At 52.5% G+C, this 19583-nt stretch carries 18 protein-coding genes; 4 read left to right on the top strand and 14 right to left on the bottom strand.

The features are described from left to right. Positions 1-176 precede the first annotated feature (176 nt). Positions 177-2435, top strand: a complete 2259-nt coding sequence (katE, locus tag IMQ48_RS11190; RefSeq protein ID WP_196209086.1) for a catalase HPII — start codon at positions 177-179, stop codon at positions 2433-2435. A gap of 37 nt (positions 2436-2472) precedes the next feature. Here katE and chbG read toward each other — a convergent pair whose 3' ends face one another. The 7 genes from chbG to osmE all read right to left on the bottom strand — a co-directional run bounded on the left by chbG (position 2473) and on the right by osmE (position 8381). Continuing rightward, the gene (gene chbG / locus IMQ48_RS11185; RefSeq protein WP_196209085.1) at positions 2473-3231 is read right to left on the bottom strand and encodes a chitin disaccharide deacetylase; all 759 of its coding nucleotides are present in this window, start codon (positions 3229-3231) and stop codon (positions 2473-2475) included. A gap of 12 nt (positions 3232-3243) precedes the next feature. After that, positions 3244-4599, bottom strand: coding sequence for a 6-phospho-beta-glucosidase (locus IMQ48_RS11180; RefSeq protein WP_196209084.1), 1356 nt, complete (start codon positions 4597-4599; stop codon positions 3244-3246). A 123-nt stretch (positions 4600-4722) separates the two neighbouring features. After that, positions 4723-5565, bottom strand: coding sequence for a transcriptional regulator ChbR (gene chbR, locus IMQ48_RS11175; RefSeq protein WP_196209083.1), 843 nt, complete (start codon positions 5563-5565; stop codon positions 4723-4725). Between the two features lie 10 nt (positions 5566-5575). Beyond that, entirely contained in the window at positions 5576-5923 is a 348-nt protein-coding gene (gene chbA, locus IMQ48_RS11170; RefSeq protein WP_196209082.1) for a PTS N,N'-diacetylchitobiose transporter subunit IIA, read from the bottom strand. A gap of 54 nt (positions 5924-5977) precedes the next feature. Continuing rightward, positions 5978-7336, bottom strand: coding sequence for a PTS N,N'-diacetylchitobiose transporter subunit IIC (gene chbC / locus IMQ48_RS11165; protein WP_196209081.1), 1359 nt, complete (start codon positions 7334-7336; stop codon positions 5978-5980). 85 nt (positions 7337-7421) lie between these two features. Next, positions 7422-7742, bottom strand: coding sequence for a PTS N,N'-diacetylchitobiose transporter subunit IIB (chbB, locus tag IMQ48_RS11160; RefSeq protein WP_196209080.1), 321 nt, complete (start codon positions 7740-7742; stop codon positions 7422-7424). 297 nt (positions 7743-8039) lie between these two features. After that, a complete protein-coding gene (osmE, locus tag IMQ48_RS11155; protein WP_181619273.1) occupies positions 8040-8381 on the bottom strand; it encodes an osmotically-inducible lipoprotein OsmE in 342 nt (113 codons plus the stop codon). A gap of 208 nt (positions 8382-8589) precedes the next feature. On the opposite strand from osmE, the gene nadE reads away from it, so the two are divergent. Both nadE and cho read left to right on the top strand, forming a co-directional pair. After that, positions 8590-9420 (top strand): ammonia-dependent NAD(+) synthetase, encoded by an 831-nt coding sequence (gene nadE / locus IMQ48_RS11150; protein WP_196209079.1) that lies wholly within the window; start codon positions 8590-8592, stop codon positions 9418-9420. Positions 9421-9538: 118 nt separating this feature from the next. After that, positions 9539-10426 (top strand): excinuclease Cho, encoded by an 888-nt coding sequence (cho, locus tag IMQ48_RS11145; protein ID WP_196209078.1) that lies wholly within the window; start codon positions 9539-9541, stop codon positions 10424-10426. On the opposite strand, the gene ves is transcribed toward cho, so the two are convergent. From ves to IMQ48_RS11110, 7 genes are all read right to left on the bottom strand, one after another. Continuing rightward, positions 10386-10961 carry an environmental stress-induced protein Ves gene (gene ves / locus IMQ48_RS11140; protein ID WP_196209179.1) on the bottom strand — a complete coding sequence of 192 codons (576 nt, stop codon included), beginning with the start codon at positions 10959-10961 and terminating at the stop codon, positions 10386-10388. The genes cho and ves overlap by 41 nt on opposite strands. Positions 10962-11303: 342 nt before the next feature. After that, entirely contained in the window at positions 11304-11789 is a 486-nt protein-coding gene (gene spy / locus IMQ48_RS11135) for an ATP-independent periplasmic protein-refolding chaperone Spy (RefSeq protein ID WP_096757276.1), read from the bottom strand. A 347-nt stretch (positions 11790-12136) separates the two neighbouring features. After that, positions 12137-13102, bottom strand: a complete 966-nt coding sequence (astE, locus tag IMQ48_RS11130; RefSeq protein ID WP_196209077.1) for a succinylglutamate desuccinylase — start codon at positions 13100-13102, stop codon at positions 12137-12139. Further along, complete coding sequence (gene astB / locus IMQ48_RS11125) at positions 13095-14438, bottom strand: N-succinylarginine dihydrolase (protein WP_196209076.1); 1344 nt, start codon at positions 14436-14438, stop codon at positions 13095-13097. Before astB ends, astE begins: the two co-directional genes overlap by 8 nt. After that, complete coding sequence (gene astD / locus IMQ48_RS11120) at positions 14435-15913, bottom strand: succinylglutamate-semialdehyde dehydrogenase (RefSeq protein ID WP_196209075.1); 1479 nt, start codon at positions 15911-15913, stop codon at positions 14435-14437. Before astD ends, astB begins: the two co-directional genes overlap by 4 nt. Beyond that, on the bottom strand, positions 15910-16944 hold the full coding sequence (gene astA / locus IMQ48_RS11115) for an arginine N-succinyltransferase (RefSeq protein ID WP_181499318.1): 1035 nt from the start codon (positions 16942-16944) through the stop codon (positions 15910-15912). The genes astD and astA overlap by 4 nt, the downstream gene beginning before the upstream one ends. Beyond that, positions 16941-18161, bottom strand: a complete 1221-nt coding sequence (locus tag IMQ48_RS11110; RefSeq protein WP_196209074.1) for an aspartate aminotransferase family protein — start codon at positions 18159-18161, stop codon at positions 16941-16943. Before IMQ48_RS11110 ends, astA begins: the two co-directional genes overlap by 4 nt. A 444-nt stretch (positions 18162-18605) precedes the next feature. Between IMQ48_RS11110 and xthA the strand changes: the two genes are divergently transcribed. Beyond that, positions 18606-19412 (top strand): exodeoxyribonuclease III, encoded by an 807-nt coding sequence (gene xthA / locus IMQ48_RS11105; RefSeq protein WP_115258681.1) that lies wholly within the window; start codon positions 18606-18608, stop codon positions 19410-19412. Positions 19413-19583: the final 171 nt, after the last annotated feature.

Below are 19583 nucleotides of genomic sequence, written 5' to 3'. Positions count from 1 at the left end.
AAAACGCTATCTTAGCCGATTTTGCGCCCTGCCGTCCTGCCTTGCGTACGCTGTTTGCCTTGTTCATTGCAGTATTCTCCTTCAACGGAACCCGGCCCAACTGGATGCGTGGTCTATAGTTAATGTTTTTGACAGTAACAACGACCCTTTCAGCAATGAAAACAGGAGACGAGTTCATGTCGCAGAATGACAAGCATCCACTCAATCACCCGGCGCCGGTTCATGATGCCAGCGAATCCAGACCAGGGCTTGATTCTCTGGCTCCCGCAGACGGCTCACATAAGCCACTCCCTAAACCCACACCGCCGGGCATGCAGCCTACTTCCCCCGGTAGCGCAAAGGCCCCCGACACTTTTAATGACAAACTCAACTCACTGGAGCCTTTCCGTAAAGGCAGTGAAGATTTTGCCCTGACCACTAACCAGGGTGTGCGCATCGCAGACGATCAAAACTCATTACGCGCCGGAAACCGTGGGCCGACGCTACTTGAGGACTTTATTCTGCGTGAGAAGATTACTCATTTTGATCACGAACGCATTCCGGAAAGAATCGTCCATGCCCGTGGCTCCGCCGCGCATGGTTACTTTCAGTCCTATGCCGATTTAAGTGCCGTCACCAAAGCCGACTTCCTGTGCGAGGCAAATAAGATAACCCCGGTTTTTGTGCGCTTCTCCACCGTCCAGGGCGGCGCCGGTTCAGCAGATACGGTCCGGGATATTCGCGGATTTGCCACAAAGTTTTATACCGAAGAGGGGATATTTGACCTGGTAGGAAATAATACGCCGGTGTTTTTTATCCAGGATGCCCATAAATTCCCGGACTTTGTCCACGCGGTTAAACCAGAACCGCACTGGGCCATTCCGCAAGGGCAAAGCGCACATGATACCTTCTGGGATTACGTCTCTTTACAGCCAGAAACACTGCATAACGTGATGTGGGCTATGTCAGACCGCGGCATCCCTCGCAGCTATCGCACGATGGAAGGCTTTGGTATCCACACGTTTCGACTGATTAACGCGCAGGGCAAAGCCACCTTTGTACGTTTCCACTGGAAACCCCTGGCCGGCAAAGCCTCTCTGGTGTGGGATGAAGCGCAAAAACTGACCGGTCGAGACCCTGACTTCCACCGTCGCGATCTGTGGGAAGCCATCGAAGCCGGTGATTACCCGGAATATGAGCTGGGACTGCAACTGATTGCGGAAGAGGACGAGTTTAAATTCGATTTTGATCTGCTCGACCCGACAAAGTTGATTCCAGAGGAACTGGTTCCGGTTCAGCGTGTCGGAAAAATGGTGCTTAACCGTAACCCGGATAATTTCTTTGCCGAAAACGAGCAGGTCGCGTTCCATCCTGGTCACATCGTCCCCGGCATTGATTTCACCAACGATCCGCTGCTACAGGGCAGACTGTTTTCGTATACCGATACGCAGATCAGCCGTCTGGGCGGACCTAACTTCCATGAAACTCCGATTAACCGCCCGACCTGCCCGTATCACAATTTCCAGCGTGACGGCATGCATCGTATGGATATTGATACCAACCCGGCCAACTACGAACCAAACTCGATCAATGATAACTGGCCGCGCGAAACGCCACCTGGCCCTAAACGCGGGGGTTTTGAATCGTATCAGGAACGTATTGAAGGCTGTAAGATCCGGGAAAGAAGCCCCTCTTTCGGCGAATACTATGCGCACCCGCGCCTGTTCTGGCTCAGTCAAACACCTATTGAGCAGCAGCATATTGTTGGCGGATTCAGTTTTGAACTGAGCAAAGTCACCCGCCCGTATATCCGCGAGAGAGTGGTTGAACAACTGGCGCACATTGATACCCGCCTTGCACAATCTGTTGCCGACAACCTCGGTTTTGAACTGACCGACGAACAGCTGAAAATCGCCCCGCCTGCGGACGTCAATGGATTAACTGACGCCCCATCACTCAGTTTATACGCAGGGACACAAGGCGAGATCAAAGGCAGGATAGTGGCCATTTTGCTGAATGACGAGGCCAGATCGGCCGATATGCTCACCATTATGCAAGCACTCCAGTCCCGCGGTGTGCATGCAAAATTGCTCTATTCGCGGATGGGGAACGTGGTTGCCGACGATGGCTCGGTGCTGAACATCGCCGGTACCTTTGCCGGTTCGCCATCACTGACCGTGGATGCCGTTATTGTGCCTTGCGGCAATATTGCGGATATCGAAATGCGCGGCGATGCCCGTTACTATTTACTCGAAGCGTACAAACATTTGAAACCTATTGCGCTGGCAGGCGATGCGCGTCAGTTGAAAGCCGTGCTGCAGGTTAGCAATCAGGGTGAAGAAGGGATTGTTGAAGCGGACAGCGCAGATGCGCAGTTTATGGATACCTTGCTGGCGCTCATGACCGCGCACCGCGTCTGGTCTCGCAGCGGAAAAGTCGACACCATTCCGGCCTAAAAAAATGCGGCGCATTGACGCGCCGCAAACTCAGGAATTACACGTTCAGAAAACTGCCGAGACGATAACCGCGCTCCGCAATAGCATATTTCAATACCGGAGACGTCAGCACATCAAGTTCAGTTAAGCGGGGGTAACAGTAGGCGCTTTGTCGAATGATGTTATCGACAAAGGCCGGGTGGCACATCACTTCCAGCGAGGACTCGCCCCTGTCTGCAGAGGCGTCGAGCACCTGCAAAAACAGTTCTTCGGAAATCGCCTCGCCGTAAAACTCGCTGCTAAATCCCTGCGACGTGCGCAACGTAATCGGTAAGTCAGAGGCCTCAAATACTGCCTGGCGATCGATACGTAATGCAATACCACGCTGGGCCGCAAAATCCGCCACTACAGGGAAAATCTGTGGAAACATATGCACATGGTGATGGCTATCCAGATGCGTCGGCTCCCGACCAAACAGGTCGATGAAACGCTGATACTGTGCGGCCAGCTCGTGCGAAATTTCATCCAGCGGCAAGGTGTCCTCCTCGGCCATCTGCCAGATCCATTTCCCCAGCAGTCCGTCGCGAGTCAGTCCCGGCATTGCCGTCAGCGGCTTCCCCAACGTCAGCACAAAATGCATGCCAACAGCCAGTTCAGGAAGTTCGCGACTCAACTGCACCGCATGGTCAATGGCCTCGCCGTTGACCAGCGCCGTTGTCGAGGTGACAACGCCATTGCGACACGCCTCAACAATGCCATAGTTTTGCCCTTTACTCAGGCCAAAATCATCCGCATTCACAATCAGTACGCGTTCCATAGCCGACCTCAATCAGTGTTGTTCGCTTTTGAGTTTCTCAATGCACCCGGCAAAGTTTGGCAGCCATTTTTCATGGGCAAGGATCAGTTCCCGCGCCAAAATTTCGGCGTCGCGGTCAGAATGCACCAGCGGGCTCAGATTTAACGCCAGCAGCACATCATTAAATTCACCGCTCAGAGCCGCATTACTCGCCGCCACCTCAAAACCTTTAATCGTATAGATCAGGCCAAGCACTTTCTCATCAAAATGCGTGATCCGTGGATGCGGGGTCGCGCCATTGCGCCCCAGCGTACAGGTCATCTCAACCGCCCAGTCCGCAGGAATGTTGTCTACATGACCATGGTGAGGAATGTTGACATAGTGCTCGGTCTGCTTGTCGTTGTAGATGGCATTGATCACTTCACACGCCGCATCGGAGTAATACGCCCCACCGCGCTGCTCAAGCTCCTTCGGTTTCACATTCAGTTCAGGATTTTTATACAGCTCAAAAAGTTGTTTCTCCACTTTTTGCACAACCTGCGCGCGTGCACCGCCCTTATAGTATTCACCCATTTCAATCGCCAGCATCTCTTTTGGCTTGAAGTAGTAAAGCAAATACGAGCACGGCAGCAGTTTCAGCGAGCGAATCAATCCTTCGCTAAACGGCAGGTCGAAAATGTTCTTCACGGTGGACGCTTTTAGTTGACCCGAGGCCACGCCGTCGAGCAGTTCGTCGAAACATGACTTGCCGTTGACCAGCACATCTTTAATAAACACCATATGGTTCAGGCCGAAAAGATCGATAGATAAATCATCGCTCTCTTTTAACGCCAGAACGTCGGTAATAAACATTTTCATGCCAATCGGAATATTACACACCCCGATGAATCTCTTGAAATTCGTATGGCGATAGACAGCTTCAGTCACCATCCCGGCCGGGTTAGTAAAGTTAATCACCCACGCATTCGGGCACAGTTCTTCAACATCTTTCACGATGTCAAAAATAACCGGAATAGTCCGTAAGCCTTTAAACAAGCCGCCCGCGCCGTTTGTCTCCTGGCCCAGATAACCGTGGCTCAGCGGGATTCGCTCGTCCTGTTCGCGGGCTTTAAGTTGTCCAACGCGCAGCTGCGTGGTCACAAAGTCAGCGTCTTTCAGCGCTTCGCGACGATCCAGCGTTTTATACAGCTTCATCGGCACGCCGGCTTTGTCGATCATGCGCTGACACAGGTCGAAAATAATATCCAGCTTCTCTTTACCGCCGTCGACATCAACCAGCCACAATTCAGATACCGGTAATTCATGATAACGCTTAATAAAGCCTTCAAGTAACTCAGGGGTGTAGCTGCTCCCGCCACCAATCGTGACGACTTTTAATTTCTGGCTCATACTTTCTCCCTTCAGTGTCAAAACACTGACGTGTATTACGCTCCGCCCGAGCGTCAGGAATAGCGTGGCAGTCCCGGCATTATTCTGGGCAGACGTATAAAATGAATAATCGATGAATATGATTTACTGATTAAATTCAGTTAACTTCTTCCGGTAGCTATTAGGTGTAAAAGACGTCAGCTTTTTAAACGTTTTAATAAACAGGCTTGGGCTGCTGTAACCAGACTCATACGCAATATCCGTGACCGAATAGTTGGTCATTTCCAGCTGTTTTTTAGCAAAATTGATGCGGATTTCATTAATAATCTGCATCGGTGTTTTACTGTAGTAACGCTGGGTAGCGCGCGTCAGATACTCCTGAGACTTTGCCGACAGTTGGACCATATTTTCCAGCGCATTCTCGCTAAACTGGCGTTTGTCGTGCATTGTCTCCACGGTGGTTTTCAGCCATTGTGGCGTATCATCCAACACTTGTTCCTCACGATGATGCCGTAACCGGTTAATAATGTAGAAGGTGACCACTTCTACAAATTCATCCAGCCCGCTCTCACGAAAATTAAGTGATGCAATGACCGTTTCGATATAGGTGAGAAAGGAGTTATTCGCCCGATACACCTGCGATGCAACAAAACAAAACGGCAATAAAGGATGATAGTGCTGTTCAAAAAAACGTCTACTGATACCGACGTTAAGGATCCGCGTGGCACCGAAATCATAGAAACTTTGGTGATGCGATCCCAGTGGGATAAAAACAAAGTCACCACGTTCCAGCAGCACACGCTTACCGTTGATTTCCTGATAATAGCGACCGGTTAATACCAACGTAAATTCATAGTAGTCATGCTGATGCAGTCCACTGATACTCTCAGTTTTGTTATAGATAAACACATGGAAATTCTTGCCATTAAACAGCTGCTGCTCATAAACGGTTTTGATTTCCGGTGCGTTAATCTGTAATTGCATCATGCACTCCTCGCTATTTCAGCTTCTCGTGAAGCTCAATCAGTTCTGTCACCAGCTCGCGTGCCAGCATTGAGGTCATCAGGTGATCCTGCGCGTGGACCAGCACCAGACTCACTTTCATTTTACCTTCACCCTGATCGCCTTCAATCAGTTTGGTTTGTACGAGGTGCGCTTCGTTCAGCGCCATGCGAGACTGATCCATCATTGCCTTCGCCGCCTCAAAATCGCCCTGCTTGGCCAGCTTAAGTGCACCATATGCCAGGCTACGCGCCTGCCCCGAATTGATGATAAGCCCCATCACCACTTCTTCAAGTTCTTCAGTTTCTGACGCTGTATCCACGATATTTTCGATATCCAACATACTCTTTTCCTCTGGTTCAGTCCGGCATGACCGGGGGGCCATGCCGGATTAAATTTAGAATTTCAATGCGTTAGCGATATCTTCTTCGCTTTCTTCTTTATCAATAACGTTCTGTGCTTTGTTGGCGACAACGACGAATGGCAGATATACCAGCGTGGCAACCCCAAGGTTGAACAGTGCCACCAGCAGAGCAGCAACGCTACCGTTGGTGTTAAAGAACGCGCCTAACCCAGTTGGCATCGTCCACGGTGCAATATTAGTAATCGGTGGAATAATGCCAGTGTAGTAGGCAGCCAGCATAATCGCGGCCAGAATCGGTTGAACCAGAATGAACGGGATGAACATGACCGGGTTCATGATAATTGGCAGACCGAACAGAATCGGTTCGTTAATCTGGAAGATGCCTGACGGCAGAGCCAGTTTCGCCACCTGACGATAATCCGGACGACGGGAGGCCAGGAAGATAGCAATAATCAGGCCCAGGGTTGCACCGCTACCGCCAAGGAAGATATAGGAATCCAGCATCGGTTTCGCCCAGACGTGGAATGTCTTACCGGCTTCCAGCGCTGCGTCTACGGAGCCAAACTGTTGGTAGATAGAGATGTTTTCCAGCGCCCATGGCGTCATGATACCGCTGTCCAGCGCGGTCAACGCCAGTGAACCGTGAATACCAAAGAACCACAGCAGCGGAACAAAAATCACGTAGGCCCAGCCCACCACGCTGCCCAGCGATGCCAGCGGAGTCGAAATAGAGTCCATGATGATCTGGTGGAAGTTGGTGCCCCAAATTGCCAGTGCCCAGCCGATGATCCCCATAATGGAGAGAATGATAAAGCCAGGAATCAGTGCCGAGAATGAGCGCGAGACCGAGGCTGGGACGCTATCAGGTAATCTGATAACCCAATTACGACGGACCACAAAGGTGAACATTTCTGCGACGGCAAGGCCGATAATAATACCGGAAATAATGTTCGCCCCACCCAACCAGTTGGCGCCAACGGCATAGGCTTCGCCGACGCTGTAAGGTGTCACGGTCATAAATGCCGCCACGGAGAGCAAGCCGGCGGCCAGGGAGTCAACCTTGCGTTCATCCGCCATCGCCATCCCGATAAAGAATGGCGCCATTAATGACATAATACCCAGCGTACCGTTATAAACGTTCCCACCGATGCCTTTTAGACTATTGAGATTCTCAATAGTAGAAGCATCAAGTCGGACACCCATTGAATAAAAAAACGACCCCTCCCCAAAGCTCAGGAAAACGTTATTGATTAATACAAACATAGCCCCTGCGAGGGTTAACGGCATTAAACGAATAAAACCGTTTTTGATTGCATTAACGTGTGGTTGCTTTCCAATTTTTACAGCAAAAGGAAGGAGTACCTTTTCAAGTGAAGCAATAGCGTTACTCATAGAAAAATACCCTTAAATACCGCAATTAAATATTGCGGTGAATGTTAATGAAATAACTCTTTGACGGGAAATTTAAAAAATATAATTAATTTGCTGCGGCTTTTTTAATTGCTGAAACTGCAGCCTTAAGCACGCCTAAACCATCGACTTTGCCATACAACAGCGAGTCAATCACTTCTACAGGCTTGTTAGGTAACAAGCGCTGAATTTCGGGTAACATATAAGCAATTTGCGGACCTAATAACACGACGTCAGCAACAGGGCCTTTTTCCCCAGCCAGTGTTTCAGGGAATGCTTCAATAATAACCGGGACTTCGTATTTCTCTGCCTGCGCACGCATCTTCGAAACTAACAAGGAAGTCGACATGCCCGCAGAACAAAACAGATAAATGTGTTTCTTTTCCATAAAAACGATCCTCATAAGCGATTATCTGTTAACCAGACACTCCGCAAGCCATCACCTGCATCCATGCTCTGGGTAACTTGCGTCAGCTAAATTACTTTTTTAGGTGGCTGAAATGAGTATACGGGATTACATCCGGGGATGGTATTTCCTTGACCAACTAAATTGTCTCTCATTGACCTGGCGCTATGACTCCTCTCACATTTCAGGCAAATAATTCGCGGCAATAAATAAGATCGTGCCGCACAAAAAAACCGGCACGATGGCCGGTTCTGTTGAGTGCTCAGGCAATAAGCAGGTTTACTGCTTAGCCGCCTGCGGGTCAGTGTCATACTCGGCGCAGGTCTGGTAACCAGAATTGATCACATGTCCTGTATCATCTAATGCCACAAAATAGGTCTCTGCTTTACCATCTCGTTGACCCAGGATGTAAGTCTGACACGTCCCTCGAGCATGGACCATTGTCACTTCAGAAGACGGCTTGCCGGCAATCTGAGCTACCTGCGCCCGGCTCATCCCTTTCTTCACATCTTTCACCACGGGCTGAACAAATTGGTCTTTTGTACGATCGTAAGCCGTACAGCCTGCCAGCATAGTCAATACCGCCGCTGCACCCAGAATTCCTGTTAGATTCTTGTTCATTTTTCGTCCTCTTGTTTTTCAGCGTGTTATATAAGCCTGGAGCACAACAACGCATTTTTCAAGCGAACAGTCGATACTCAGACCATTTCGGAAAAATCTATTAAAACAAAATACTGCGATATCAGGCTGCATCCCTTGTCGTTTGGGCCTCAACGCGTTAGCTTTAACAGAGAATATTTTTATCATTTTATTTTTCGGAGGGGGTTAGATGACTCTGCAGCAAGAGATAATCCAGGCACTGGGCGCGCAGCCAAATATTAATGCAGAAGAGGAAATTCGCCGCAGCGTAGATTTTCTGAAATCGTATCTGAAGACCTACCCCTTCTTGAAATCACTGGTATTAGGGATTAGCGGCGGTCAGGACTCAACGCTCGCCGGAAAATTATGCCAGATGGCTATTTCTGAGCTGCGTGAAGAAACGGGTAACGACGCGCTGCAGTTTATTGCCGTGCGTCTGCCTTATGGTGTACAAGCCGATGAACAGGACTGCCAGGACGCCATCACCTTCATTCAGCCGGATCGCGTGTTAACCGTCAATATTAAAGCAGCGGTGCTGGCCAGTGAGCAGGCATTACGTGAAGCCGGTATTGAGCTGAGCGATTTTGTGCGCGGCAATGAAAAAGCCCGTGAACGTATGAAGGCACAGTACAGCATCGCCGGAATGACCAGCGGCGTGGTGGTGGGTACCGATCACGCTGCAGAAGCGATTACCGGCTTTTTCACCAAATATGGCGATGGTGGCACCGACATTAACCCACTATTCCGCCTCAACAAGCGTCAGGGGAAACAGCTGCTGGCCGCGCTGGGTTGCCCGGAGCATTTATATAAGAAAGCGCCTACCGCCGATCTTGAAGACGATCGCCCTTCTCTGCCCGATGAAGCCGCCTTAGGCGTAACATATGACAATATTGATGATTATCTGGAAGGCAAAATTCTGGATGATGCTATCGCGAAGAAAATTGAAGGCTGGTATATAAAGACGGAACACAAACGTCGCACGCCCATTACAGTGTTTGACGATTTCTGGAAAAAAGCGTAACCCTCTTTCCCACATAAAGCCGGATAGCGGTGAGTTCGTGTCTGTCCGGCTTTACGCCGCTTTTTTAATCAACCCCCTTCGGCTATACTGGATGTATAACCAGCAGCCGGAGTAAACCGTGGTACGCCGTCAATCAGCCCCTCGTCTTGTATTTGAAGCAGCTGCAATTTATGAATACCCTGAGCACCTGCGCCCCTTTTTGCAAGCGCTTCCGGCCGCGCCCGGTGTTTACCTGTTTCACGGCGAAAGCGACACCATGCCCCTTTATATCGGTAAAAGTATCAACATTCGTAGCCGGGTGCTGTCGCATCTGCGTACAGCAGACGAAGCGGCCATGCTGCATCAATCCCGGCGTATTACCTGGATTTGCACGGCTGGCGAAATGGGTGCCCTTTTACTGGAGGCGCGGCTAATTAAAGAGCAACAGCCTTTATTCAATAAACGCCTGCGCCGCACTCACCAGCTTTGCGCCCTACAGTTAACCGGGCAAAGGGTTCAGGTCTCCTACGCACGCAATGTTGATTTCTCGCATGCCCCAAATTTATTCGGCCTGTTTGCACACCGCCGCGCAGCGCTGCAGGCATTGCAGACGATCGCCGATGAGCACCAGCTTTGCTACGGTTTATTGGGACTGGAACCTCTGAGCCGCGGTCGGGCATGCTTTCGCTCAGCGCTTAAACGCTGCGCCGGAGCCTGCTGTGGGAAAGAAAGTCCCGAGGCGCATCATCTGCGTCTGATGGCGGCACTGGAAAGGCTGCGCGTGAACTGCTGGCCGTGGAGCAATGCGATTGCGCTGAAAGAAAGCCGCGCTGAAATGACCCAGTACCACATCATCAATAACTGGCTGTGGCTGGGTGCGGTTTCATCACTGGATGCAGCCGCTGCACTGGCACGTATGCCTGCCGGCTTTGACCATGATGGTTACAAAATTCTCTGCCAGCCAGTAATGTCTGGTCAATATGACATTATTGAACTTGATCCGGCGAATGCCCCGGCAGCCAATTAATCTCACTAAACAGCAGCTTCCCTTCCGCTTTTAACAACCGCAGCGTGTGCTTGCCGTCGTGCCAGCATGCGCCCTGGTCCGCCGTCAGTAACTTATCGCCCAACTGCCAGGCTCCGCTTAACACAAACACCACACCACCGCGCGAACCAAAGGTGGTAAACGTTCGATCCGCAACCCTGACTTTGGCCTGGCAGACATCACGACGGGTCATAATATTGAAGTCCATCGACATCTGCCCTTCCGTCAGTTTGGCTTTGACTACCCGATCGCCCGCAAAGGTAAACGGTTGATGCTGTTTCAGAGTGTGGCTGAAGGGATTGGCGCCTTCCAGGGTCACTTCGCCCCCTTCCAGCAGGGTAATCACTCGCTCAACGCCCGGGAAAAGAGAAAACTCACCGTTCGCGGCAATGGATGCGATACTCGCCCGCCAGTGAAAATCGCGGGTCGCTGGCGGAAAACAACAAATCTCTCGCGTTTCACCCGCACCATTGCGCCAGAGATTGACCGGCATTTTGCGGATATCAAAGTATTCCATCATCCCTCCAGAAAGGCGCGGTACGTCAGCATGACGCTCCCTGACCGCCATAAGTTCACTCTGCACATTTATTGTTATCGGCAGCAGAGTTGATTTGCCTTAGCGAGGATCCCGGCGTTTTAAGAAAAAAGATTAACACGCTGATCCAGGTAGAATTTTCGCAGGCTTCAGGAGGATAGCGTGTCGGTTGCAGGGTGCAATAGGCTGGAAAGAAAAAACCGCCGATCCTGCCCACCTCGTTAAACGTTTTGTGGACAAGACCGGCGGTCTTGAGTTTTGATTCGCGCCGTCCTGAGCAATGCCCAGACACAGCGCGAATAATGTAGTGTAGACGCTAATCGGTTACTCAGCAGCCTCTGGCATTTTACCTTTCTGCGCCGCGCGTTCTGTCAGACGCTTCTCAAAATTGGCATTAAACTGTTTTTTCTGTTCCGGCGTCAGGATGTTGTAAATCTTGTTCTGGGTTTCCATATGCGCCAGCATATTGGCTTTGCGCTGTTCTTCCATCTTCGCAATCTGCGCTTCGGCTTTCGCTTTGTCGAAGCTGTCACTGGCGATGATATCGTGCATTGCGCGGCGTTCTTCCAGCGGTGGACGTTTCATCTGATCGCGCTGGCCTTTCATAATGTCGCGGATCTGCTGTTTCTGCGCATCAGTCAGATTCAGATCTTTAAACATCATGTCGTGGTGCGGGCCAAACTTGCCGTTATGGTGCATCATCGGTTTGGCATCGGCCGGAGCGGTAGTTGTGGTATCAGCGGCGTGAGCCAGATTTGCAGCGCCGAGCGCCAGAGTAGAGGCAACAAACAGAGCAGTCAGTTTACGCATAATTTCTATCCTTCCTTTCAGTTATTCTGACGACATTCTTACGATACTTATCTCATCGGATGTCGTGTTGACGAGATTAACTTTACCGATAGAAGCGTCAATTAATCAGAGCAACGGTAAAACAATGAAAGTATAAAAAACAAACTTTCACCAATTATGAAGAAAAAAAGAATAAATTACGCAGAGTTGCAATAAAATATTACAACAGGATGATTTTGAAAGGATTATGGAGAACTATACCTGAAGCCTGATTATTAATAAAGCAACTTACCAGGAATAATCCGTAATGACAAAAAAGGGCACGCAAAAATAATCCCTCAGAAACATCCCCGAGGGAAAGATATTGGTTATAACCTTTCCAGCATCAGCCCCGCGCGTAAACCGCAGGCCACATTTGGATTAGGAAACAGCACATATTCAACGTCATGGGTAACAACAAAACGCTCATCGCCGTCCTGTGCCAGCAATGTGCCCTCGTTAAAGGGGGTAAAATTCAGCGTCTGGTTGTCCATATGAAGAACGAAATCGTCACTGTGTCGCGTGATTTGCGACACCACGCGATAGCGTAGCGGCGTGGTTTGCGTTGATGATGCACGCTCACCTTGCAACAAAGCCGCCAACGCCTCCGCCGTGTAAGCAAACTGCGTCAAATCGTTTTGCCCGAACGCCAGGGCCTTACCCAACTCCAGCGTACAGGCCAGCGCACCGAAATGCTCACCGCTGAAATGGGTAAACGTCCCGCCTGGTGTCTGGTGAAAAACCAGCGCCTCCAGTCCCGCATCCCCCAGCCATGACAGAAACCTTTCGTCCCAAGGCACGTTGCGCTGCGGCAGTACGCCAAAGCGCAGATGATGCGAGCCGCGAATGGCGGTGTGCAGATCCAGATGCCAGCGCACGGACTCCCTGGCGCGCGAATAAAACGCTTCCAGGCACAGCTCAAGTTCGCGGGCGCGCCGCGTTTCACCGCTCTCGACAAATATCTGCCAGCGTCCGCCAAACATACGGTTCATGTCGCTATGGCAATAGCGCTTCCCCTCCGCCAGCGCCTGCGGATTGCCCAGAATCACCAGCAACCGCCATGTCAGCGTCAACTCGCCACGAAAAAGTGCGGACAGCAGCGCATCCAACATCTCAACCGGTGCCGTTTCATTGCCATGAATACCTGCAGAGATCACCAGCGAACGATCAACCTCGGCGACCGGCGTCAGCTCCAGCATCCCGTGCCCTGTCCACCGCCAGCTAAAACTATGAGCCTCACCGTGGGTGATATCCGGCAAGGTTCCCGCGAGGGTGATGGCCAGAAAATTATCCATAGCGTACCCGCTCCTGCTGGAAAGAATACACCGAGCCGAGATTGAGCAGTTGCGTCAGTGAATCCAACGCTTCACGCCCTTCACGTAACAATTGAGGGTCAGCAAGATCTGCGGCGGTAAGCCGATCCCGATAGTAACGATCGACCCAGTTATTGAGCGTATTGAACAACGAATCGTTCATCATTACCGCCGGATTCACCGCCTGCAGTTCCTGTGGCGTTAGCACTACTCTCAGTCGCAGGCATGCCGGGCCGCCGCCGTTAGACATGCTCTCGCGCAGATCGAAGACACGCAGATCGTCAAGCGGATTATCCGCGTCCAGTAGACCGTTCAGATAGCGCCACACCCCCGCATGCTCCCGACACTCCTGTGGTAAAACCAGCAACATTGAGCCATCATCACGGCTCAACAACTGGCTGTTAAACAGATACGTTGCCACCGCATCCGCCACCGACACTTCCGCAGCAGGCACTTCCAGCGCCGTAAACCCATCAACCTGAGCGCGTAGCTGGCTCAACAGCGCCTGCTGTCGGACAAACGCCTGTTCATGGCAAAACAGCACCTGGCGATTCGACACCGCGATCACGTCGTTATGGAACACGCCACTATCGATAACCTCCGGGTTTTGCTGGGCAAAGATAAGCTGATGCGGATTAACCTGGTTCAGCCGCGCCACCGCTTCGCTGGCCTCTCGCGATTGTCTGGCCGGGTAGCGCCTCGGCTGTGAGGCATTCCCCTCCTCGCGACCGTAAACAAACAACTGCACGCCAGGTGCACCGTAATCTCCGCCAAGCCGATTGTGGTTGGCCGCCCCTTCATCACCCAGCAGCGCCACCTGTGGTAGCGCGCTGTGGACCGCAAAAGCATGCTCATCACGGAATATCGCCCGTAATAACGCTGCGGTAGTCGGCGCTTCCAGTGAACGGTGAAATTTGTTGTTCAGGTTCGCCACCGTCAGATGTACTTTCCCATCCAGTGAATCGGCAGAAGGACAGACCGTGGCCGCATTCGCCACCCACATCGGCGAGGCCGAACTGGCGCTGGAAAGCCAGTGTGGTGCCTGACGCGCCACCTTTTCCAGGATCTGCTCGTCGCTACCGCTGAAGCCGAGCTGACGCAGAACCGGAATATACGGACGTTCATGCGGCGGGATCACCGCCTGAGGAAACCCGGCATCCGCCAGCGCTTTCATCTTTAATAAGCCCTGCTTCGCCGCCAGGCGGGGATTCGACACCTGAAAACGGTGTCGGGTCGACGCCTCATTGCCAAACGATAATCCCGCATAATGGTGGGTTAACCCCACCAGCCCATCGAAATTGACCTCACGCGCTTTCATCGTTTTTCTCCACGAGAAAAATCCAGACCCGGGCTCAGCGTCGCAGGCAACGTTAATGCCGGTGATTCCAGACTCGCCATTGGCCAGGCGCAATAATCTGCGGCATACCACGCGCTGGCACGATGGTTTCCTGAAGCCCCCACTCCGCCAAACGGTGCCGTACTCGCCGCCCCGGTCAACGGTTTATTCCAGTTGACGATGCCCGCCCGCGCTTCCAGCAACAGCTGGTCAAACTGATTGCGATCCGGTGAGACCAATCCGCATGACAGACCAAATCGGGTGCGGTTCGCAAGGCTTATTGCCTCGTCGAAACTGTCATAGCGCCACACGCCGAGCAGTGGACCAAACACCTCTTCATCCGGCACATTGGACACACCGGTGAGTTCAATAATACCCGGCGCCAGCAGTGACGTGCCTGCTTTTATCCGTCGCGGCGCCAGCAAGGTACGCCCACCTAACGCCTCAAGACGCTGCCAGGCATCACACACGTGTTGCGCCGCCTGCTCAGATATCAGTCCGCCGATAAACGGTTGCGGCTCGTCATCCCACTTGCCGGGCAGTAAACGCTGGCTGACCTCAACCAGGCGCGCCAGAAACGCATCGCCCTGCGCCCCTTTTTTTACCAGCAGACGGCGGGCGCAGGTGCAACGCTGCCCGGCGGTGACAAACGCCGACTGAATAGTCAGATGCACGGCGGCATCAATATCTTCCGGGTTCTCAATAATTAACGGGTTGTTGCCCCCCATCTCCAGCGCGAGGATTTTTTCCGGCTGCCCGGAGAGTTGTCGATGCAGTTGATAACCGGTATTGGCGCTACCGGTAAACAGCAAACCGTCAAGGTCTTCCAGCGCGCTCAGCGCCTGCCCGGTTTCTCGTCCACCCTGCACAAGGTTTAGCACGCCCGCAGGGAGCCCCGCCTGCTCCCACAGTTTGGTCACTGCTTCACCGGTCCACGGCGTCAATTCACTGGGTTTAAAAATCAGCGTATTGCCCGCCAGCAGCGCCGGAACGATATGACCGTTGGGGAGATGACCGGGGAAGTTATACGGACCAAACACCGCCAGCACGCCGTGCGGACGATGGCGTAACGTCGCCGCGCCATCCGGTAATTCGTTGTGTTGCTCCCCGGTACGCGTGTGGTACGCCTTCACGGAAATGGCGATTTTATTGATCATCGCCGTCAGTTCGGTGGCCGCTTCCCAGCGTGGTTTTCCGGTTTCTCTGGCGATAATGGTCGTCAGCTCGGCTTTGTTGCTCTCCAGCAATGTGGCGAATTTTTCCACCACCGCCTGACGCACGGAAAAGGGTTGCCTGGCCCAGCCCGCAAACGCCGCACGTGCGGCGCGGCATGCCTGCGCCACCTGTGTAGCATCTGCATCATGGCCTTGCCACAGTACATCACCGCCCACCGGATTAGTTTTAACCCGACGCTCGCCCTGGCCCGTTACCCAGTCGCCGTTTATCCATAAAGTCATGCTGTTTTCTCCTCTGCACAAAGACGAACGAAACGGACATGGTCACCCGCATGGCACTTCAGGGCATCCAGCTGCGCCGCCGTCAGCACCAGCCGCTGGGTATGCGGATCGGCGCGCACCAGCATGACGCGGAAGTTGTGGTAGTTTTCATTCGCCACCAGGCAGGCCGGATACTCGCCCGGCGCTGGCTGGCCTTCAGCCACCTCCACCAGTCGGCTTTTCCGAATCGCCCGCACCCGGTCGATATCGCATTCCAGCGTCGGTCCGCCGTCGAAAATGTCGACATAGTTGCGATAGCGGAAGCCTTCTTTCTCCAGTACCGCACGCGCCGGGGCCGTTTGCGGATGCACTTCGCCAATCACGCTTTGCGCTTCATCCGACAGGAAGTGGGTATAGATAGGATGCTTGGGCATCAATTCGGCAATAAAGGCTTTTTGCCCGGTGCCGCAAAGAAAATCGGCCCGGCTAAACTCCATCGAAAAGAAGCGTTTTCCGAGGCTCTGCCAGAACGGGGAGTAGCCGTGTTCATCAATCACACCGCGCATCTCGGCCACCACTTTTTCATTAAACCGGTCGCGGAATGCCGCCATAAACATAAAGCGCGATTTCGACAGCAAATAGCCGTTGCCCTCTTTACGCCAGTCCGGATCAAGAAACAGGGTGCAAAGTTCGCTGCTGCCGGTGTGATCGTTACTGAGAAACAGCGTCGGCAGCGCGTTATAGACGTTCAATTCCTTCGAGGCATGGACCAGCGTCCCGACGCGATAGTTGTACCAGGGGTCGTTTAGCCCGACCGCCACTTCAATCGCGCAGATCCCGGCCACGGTACCAGTGGCACTGTCCTCGAGTACAAAAACGTAGCCTTGCTCACTTTTTGGCAGGTCGCCCTGCCAGGTTTGCAGTGAACGCTCAATACGCGCCATCAGCGTGGCTTCGTTAGCCGGAAGCGAGGTCAACCCACCGCCGGTCTTACTGGCCAACTGCATCAACGCCGTAATATCGGCGCGTTCAATGGGACGGATCACCATCATGATGAACCTCCTGCTTTAATACGTTCGCAGGCCAGCGCAAAGCGATCCAGTCCGCTGGCAACCTCTTCTTCGCTGACGTTCAGCGCAGGCGCAAAACGCACCACGTTACCGCCAGCAATCAGCACCATCACACCGACATTGGCCGCCTCTTGCGAGATAAGCTTCGCTTTACCGGCAAACTCCGCATTCAGCACACAGCCAATCAGCAGACCCAGTCCACGAACTTCACTAAACAATCCCAAACGTTCGTTAATGGCGTTAATACGCTCCACAAACCAGTCGTGACGCTGTTTTACGCCAGTGAGGATTTCCGGCGTGTTAACGATCTCCAGCAGTTTCCCGGCCACCGCAGAAGCCAGCGGGTTTCCGCCGTAAGTGGTACCGTGCGTGCCCACCGTCATAACGCTTGCGCATGGTTCGGTCGCCAGCAGCGCCCCGATAGGGAACCCACCGCCCAGCGCTTTGGCCGTGGTCAGCAGATCCGGCGTTACGCCGTAGTGCATATAGGCATACAGTTCGCCGGTACGTCCCACGCCAGTCTGCACTTCATCAAAAATCAGCAACGCATTGTGGCGATCGCAGAGTTCGCGCAGCCCCTGCAAAAAGGCCTTTGTCGCAGGCACCACGCCGCCTTCACCCTGAATCGGCTCAACAATAACCGCACAGGTGGTGTCATCAATCAGCTGGCTGGCAGAGTCGAGATCGTTATACACCGCATGGCGGATATCCGGCGGCAATGGCGCGAAATCCTGCGAATAGGCCGGCTGCCCCCCGGCGCTGACGGTAAACAGCGTGCGGCCGTGGAAGGCATTTTTAAACGCGACGATGCCGCTTTTCTGCGTGCCGAAACGGTCGTGGGCATATTTTCGCGCCAGTTTTAATGCCGCTTCGTTGGCTTCTGCGCCGGAGTTACAGAAGAAGACACGCTCGGCAAAGGTGGCATCAATCAGTTTTTTCGCCAGCCGCAGTACCGGCTCATTAGTGTAGCCGTTGCCGGTATGCCAGAATTTACCGGCCTGGTCGTTTAATGCTTCGCGCAAAGCCGGGTGTGCGTGACCCAGCGCGTTAACCGCAATGCCTCCCGCGAAATCGATATACTCTTTGCCCTGCTGATCCCACAGACGCGAGCCTTCACCGCGAACCGGCACAAAAGGAGCCGGTGCGTATACAGGCATCATCCATTCATCAAAATTTTCACGCGTAACTGACAGAGACATAGCGACCTCTACGGTAAATAAAAAGTTATTTATATGTTAATAAATATAGTGTTTGCGGTGTAAATGTAGAGTGCAGAGTTCGTGCCAGCCAGCGAAAAATATGCATAAACGTGATGAGGTAACGAAATATCAATGAGTTATGAAGTGGTTGTATTCACTATACGTGCATATAAAGTGAATACGTTCGCCTGAAGGGTGAATAATTAGAGGAAAAAACGCAATTCTATTCAGTCGCCAAATATAATTCTGGAATTGTGATCGTATACGAAATTTTTCGGAAATTATTGCCCCATTCTGACGCGCATCGCGCCAAAACAGTGCAGTTTTTGCCCCATCGTTAACACCATTAGCAATCATTGTTGGAATCAGGTGACAAGAAGCAGTCAGCCTGCGGAAATTCTGCTACCATCCTTGCACTATTCATCTTGCAAAGTGGCAGCGACTATGAAATTTGTCTCTTTTAATATCAACGGCCTGCGTGCCCGTCCTCATCAACTGGCAGCCATTGTCGAAAAACACCAACCGGATGTGATTGGCTTGCAGGAGACAAAAGTCCACGACGACATGTTCCCTCTCGAAGAGGTCGCAAAGCTGGGTTACAACGTTTTCTATCACGGTCAAAAAGGTCATTACGGCGTCGCGCTGCTGACGAAAGAAACGCCCATTTCAGTGCGTCGTGGCTTCCCGAACGATGACGAAGAAGCCCAGCGCCGTATTATCATGGCCGAAATCCCGTCTCCACTGGGGAATATCACCGTGATTAACGGCTATTTTCCGCAAGGCGAAAGCCGTGACCACCCGCTGAAGTTCCCGGCCAAAGCTGCGTTTTATCAGAACCTGCAAAACTATCTGGAGACTGAACTGAAGCGCGACAATCCGGTGCTGATCATGGGAGATATGAATATCAGCCCGACCGATCTGGACATCGGCATTGGCGAAGAGAACCGCAAGCGCTGGCTGCGTACCGGCAAATGCTCCTTCCTGCCGGAAGAGCGTGAGTGGATGGAACGACTGATGGGCTGGGGTCTGGTGGACACGTTCCGTCACGCGCACCCGGACACCGCCGACCAGTACTCGTGGTTTGATTACCGTTCAAAAGGCTTTGACGATAACCGTGGTCTGCGTATCGATCTGCTGCTGGCGAGCAACCCGCTGGCGGAGCGCTGCGAAGAAACCGGCATCGACTATGAGATCCGCAGTATGGAAAAACCGTCCGACCACGCGCCGGTATGGGCTAAATTCCGCGTCTGATCGCCTGAGCGTTGTCACTCTCCGGGCCTTGCCTGGAGAGTCAGTGTAGCCTGAGCAAAATCAAAAAAACCACGGTAATACATTGTTGCCAACGGGGATTTATTATATCTTCGCGCGCACTTTCGCTGGCGAAACACATTCTTGCCCCGTGTTACAGGAGACCCCTCATGA

Origin of the sequence: Citrobacter sp. Res13-Sevr-PEB04-36 (assembly GCF_015672735.1) — a bacterium.
Lineage (GTDB): Bacteria > Pseudomonadota > Gammaproteobacteria > Enterobacterales > Enterobacteriaceae > Citrobacter.
The sequence above is the reverse complement of the archived record's forward strand: the minus strand, read 5'-3'. Positions and strand labels throughout refer to the sequence as shown.

Excerpts from the sequence above, each read along its gene's own strand:
- katE (WP_196209086.1), top strand. The coding sequence starts at position 177 with ATGTCGCAGAATGACAAGCATCCACTCAATCACCCGGCGCCGGTTCAT.
- chbG (WP_196209085.1), bottom strand. The coding sequence starts at position 3,231 with ATGGAACGCGTACTGATTGTGAATGCGGATGATTTTGGCCTGAGTAAA.
- IMQ48_RS11180 (WP_196209084.1), bottom strand. The coding sequence starts at position 4,599 with ATGAGCCAGAAATTAAAAGTCGTCACGATTGGTGGCGGGAGCAGCTAC.
- chbR (WP_196209083.1), bottom strand. The coding sequence starts at position 5,565 with ATGATGCAATTACAGATTAACGCACCGGAAATCAAAACCGTTTATGAG.
- chbA (WP_196209082.1), bottom strand. The coding sequence starts at position 5,923 with ATGTTGGATATCGAAAATATCGTGGATACAGCGTCAGAAACTGAAGAA.
- chbC (WP_196209081.1), bottom strand. The coding sequence starts at position 7,336 with ATGAGTAACGCTATTGCTTCACTTGAAAAGGTACTCCTTCCTTTTGCT.
- chbB (WP_196209080.1), bottom strand. The coding sequence starts at position 7,742 with ATGGAAAAGAAACACATTTATCTGTTTTGTTCTGCGGGCATGTCGACT.
- osmE (WP_181619273.1), bottom strand. The coding sequence starts at position 8,381 with ATGAACAAGAATCTAACAGGAATTCTGGGTGCAGCGGCGGTATTGACT.
- nadE (WP_196209079.1), top strand. The coding sequence starts at position 8,590 with ATGACTCTGCAGCAAGAGATAATCCAGGCACTGGGCGCGCAGCCAAAT.
- ves (WP_196209179.1), bottom strand. The coding sequence starts at position 10,961 with ATGGAATACTTTGATATCCGCAAAATGCCGGTCAATCTCTGGCGCAAT.
- spy (WP_096757276.1), bottom strand. The coding sequence starts at position 11,789 with ATGCGTAAACTGACTGCTCTGTTTGTTGCCTCTACTCTGGCGCTCGGC.
- astE (WP_196209077.1), bottom strand. The coding sequence starts at position 13,102 with ATGGATAATTTTCTGGCCATCACCCTCGCGGGAACCTTGCCGGATATC.
- astB (WP_196209076.1), bottom strand. The coding sequence starts at position 14,438 with ATGAAAGCGCGTGAGGTCAATTTCGATGGGCTGGTGGGGTTAACCCAC.
- astD (WP_196209075.1), bottom strand. The coding sequence starts at position 15,913 with ATGACTTTATGGATAAACGGCGACTGGGTAACGGGCCAGGGCGAGCGT.
- astA (WP_181499318.1), bottom strand. The coding sequence starts at position 16,944 with ATGATGGTGATCCGTCCCATTGAACGCGCCGATATTACGGCGTTGATG.
- IMQ48_RS11110 (WP_196209074.1), bottom strand. The coding sequence starts at position 18,161 with ATGTCTCTGTCAGTTACGCGTGAAAATTTTGATGAATGGATGATGCCT.
- xthA (WP_115258681.1), top strand. The coding sequence starts at position 18,606 with ATGAAATTTGTCTCTTTTAATATCAACGGCCTGCGTGCCCGTCCTCAT.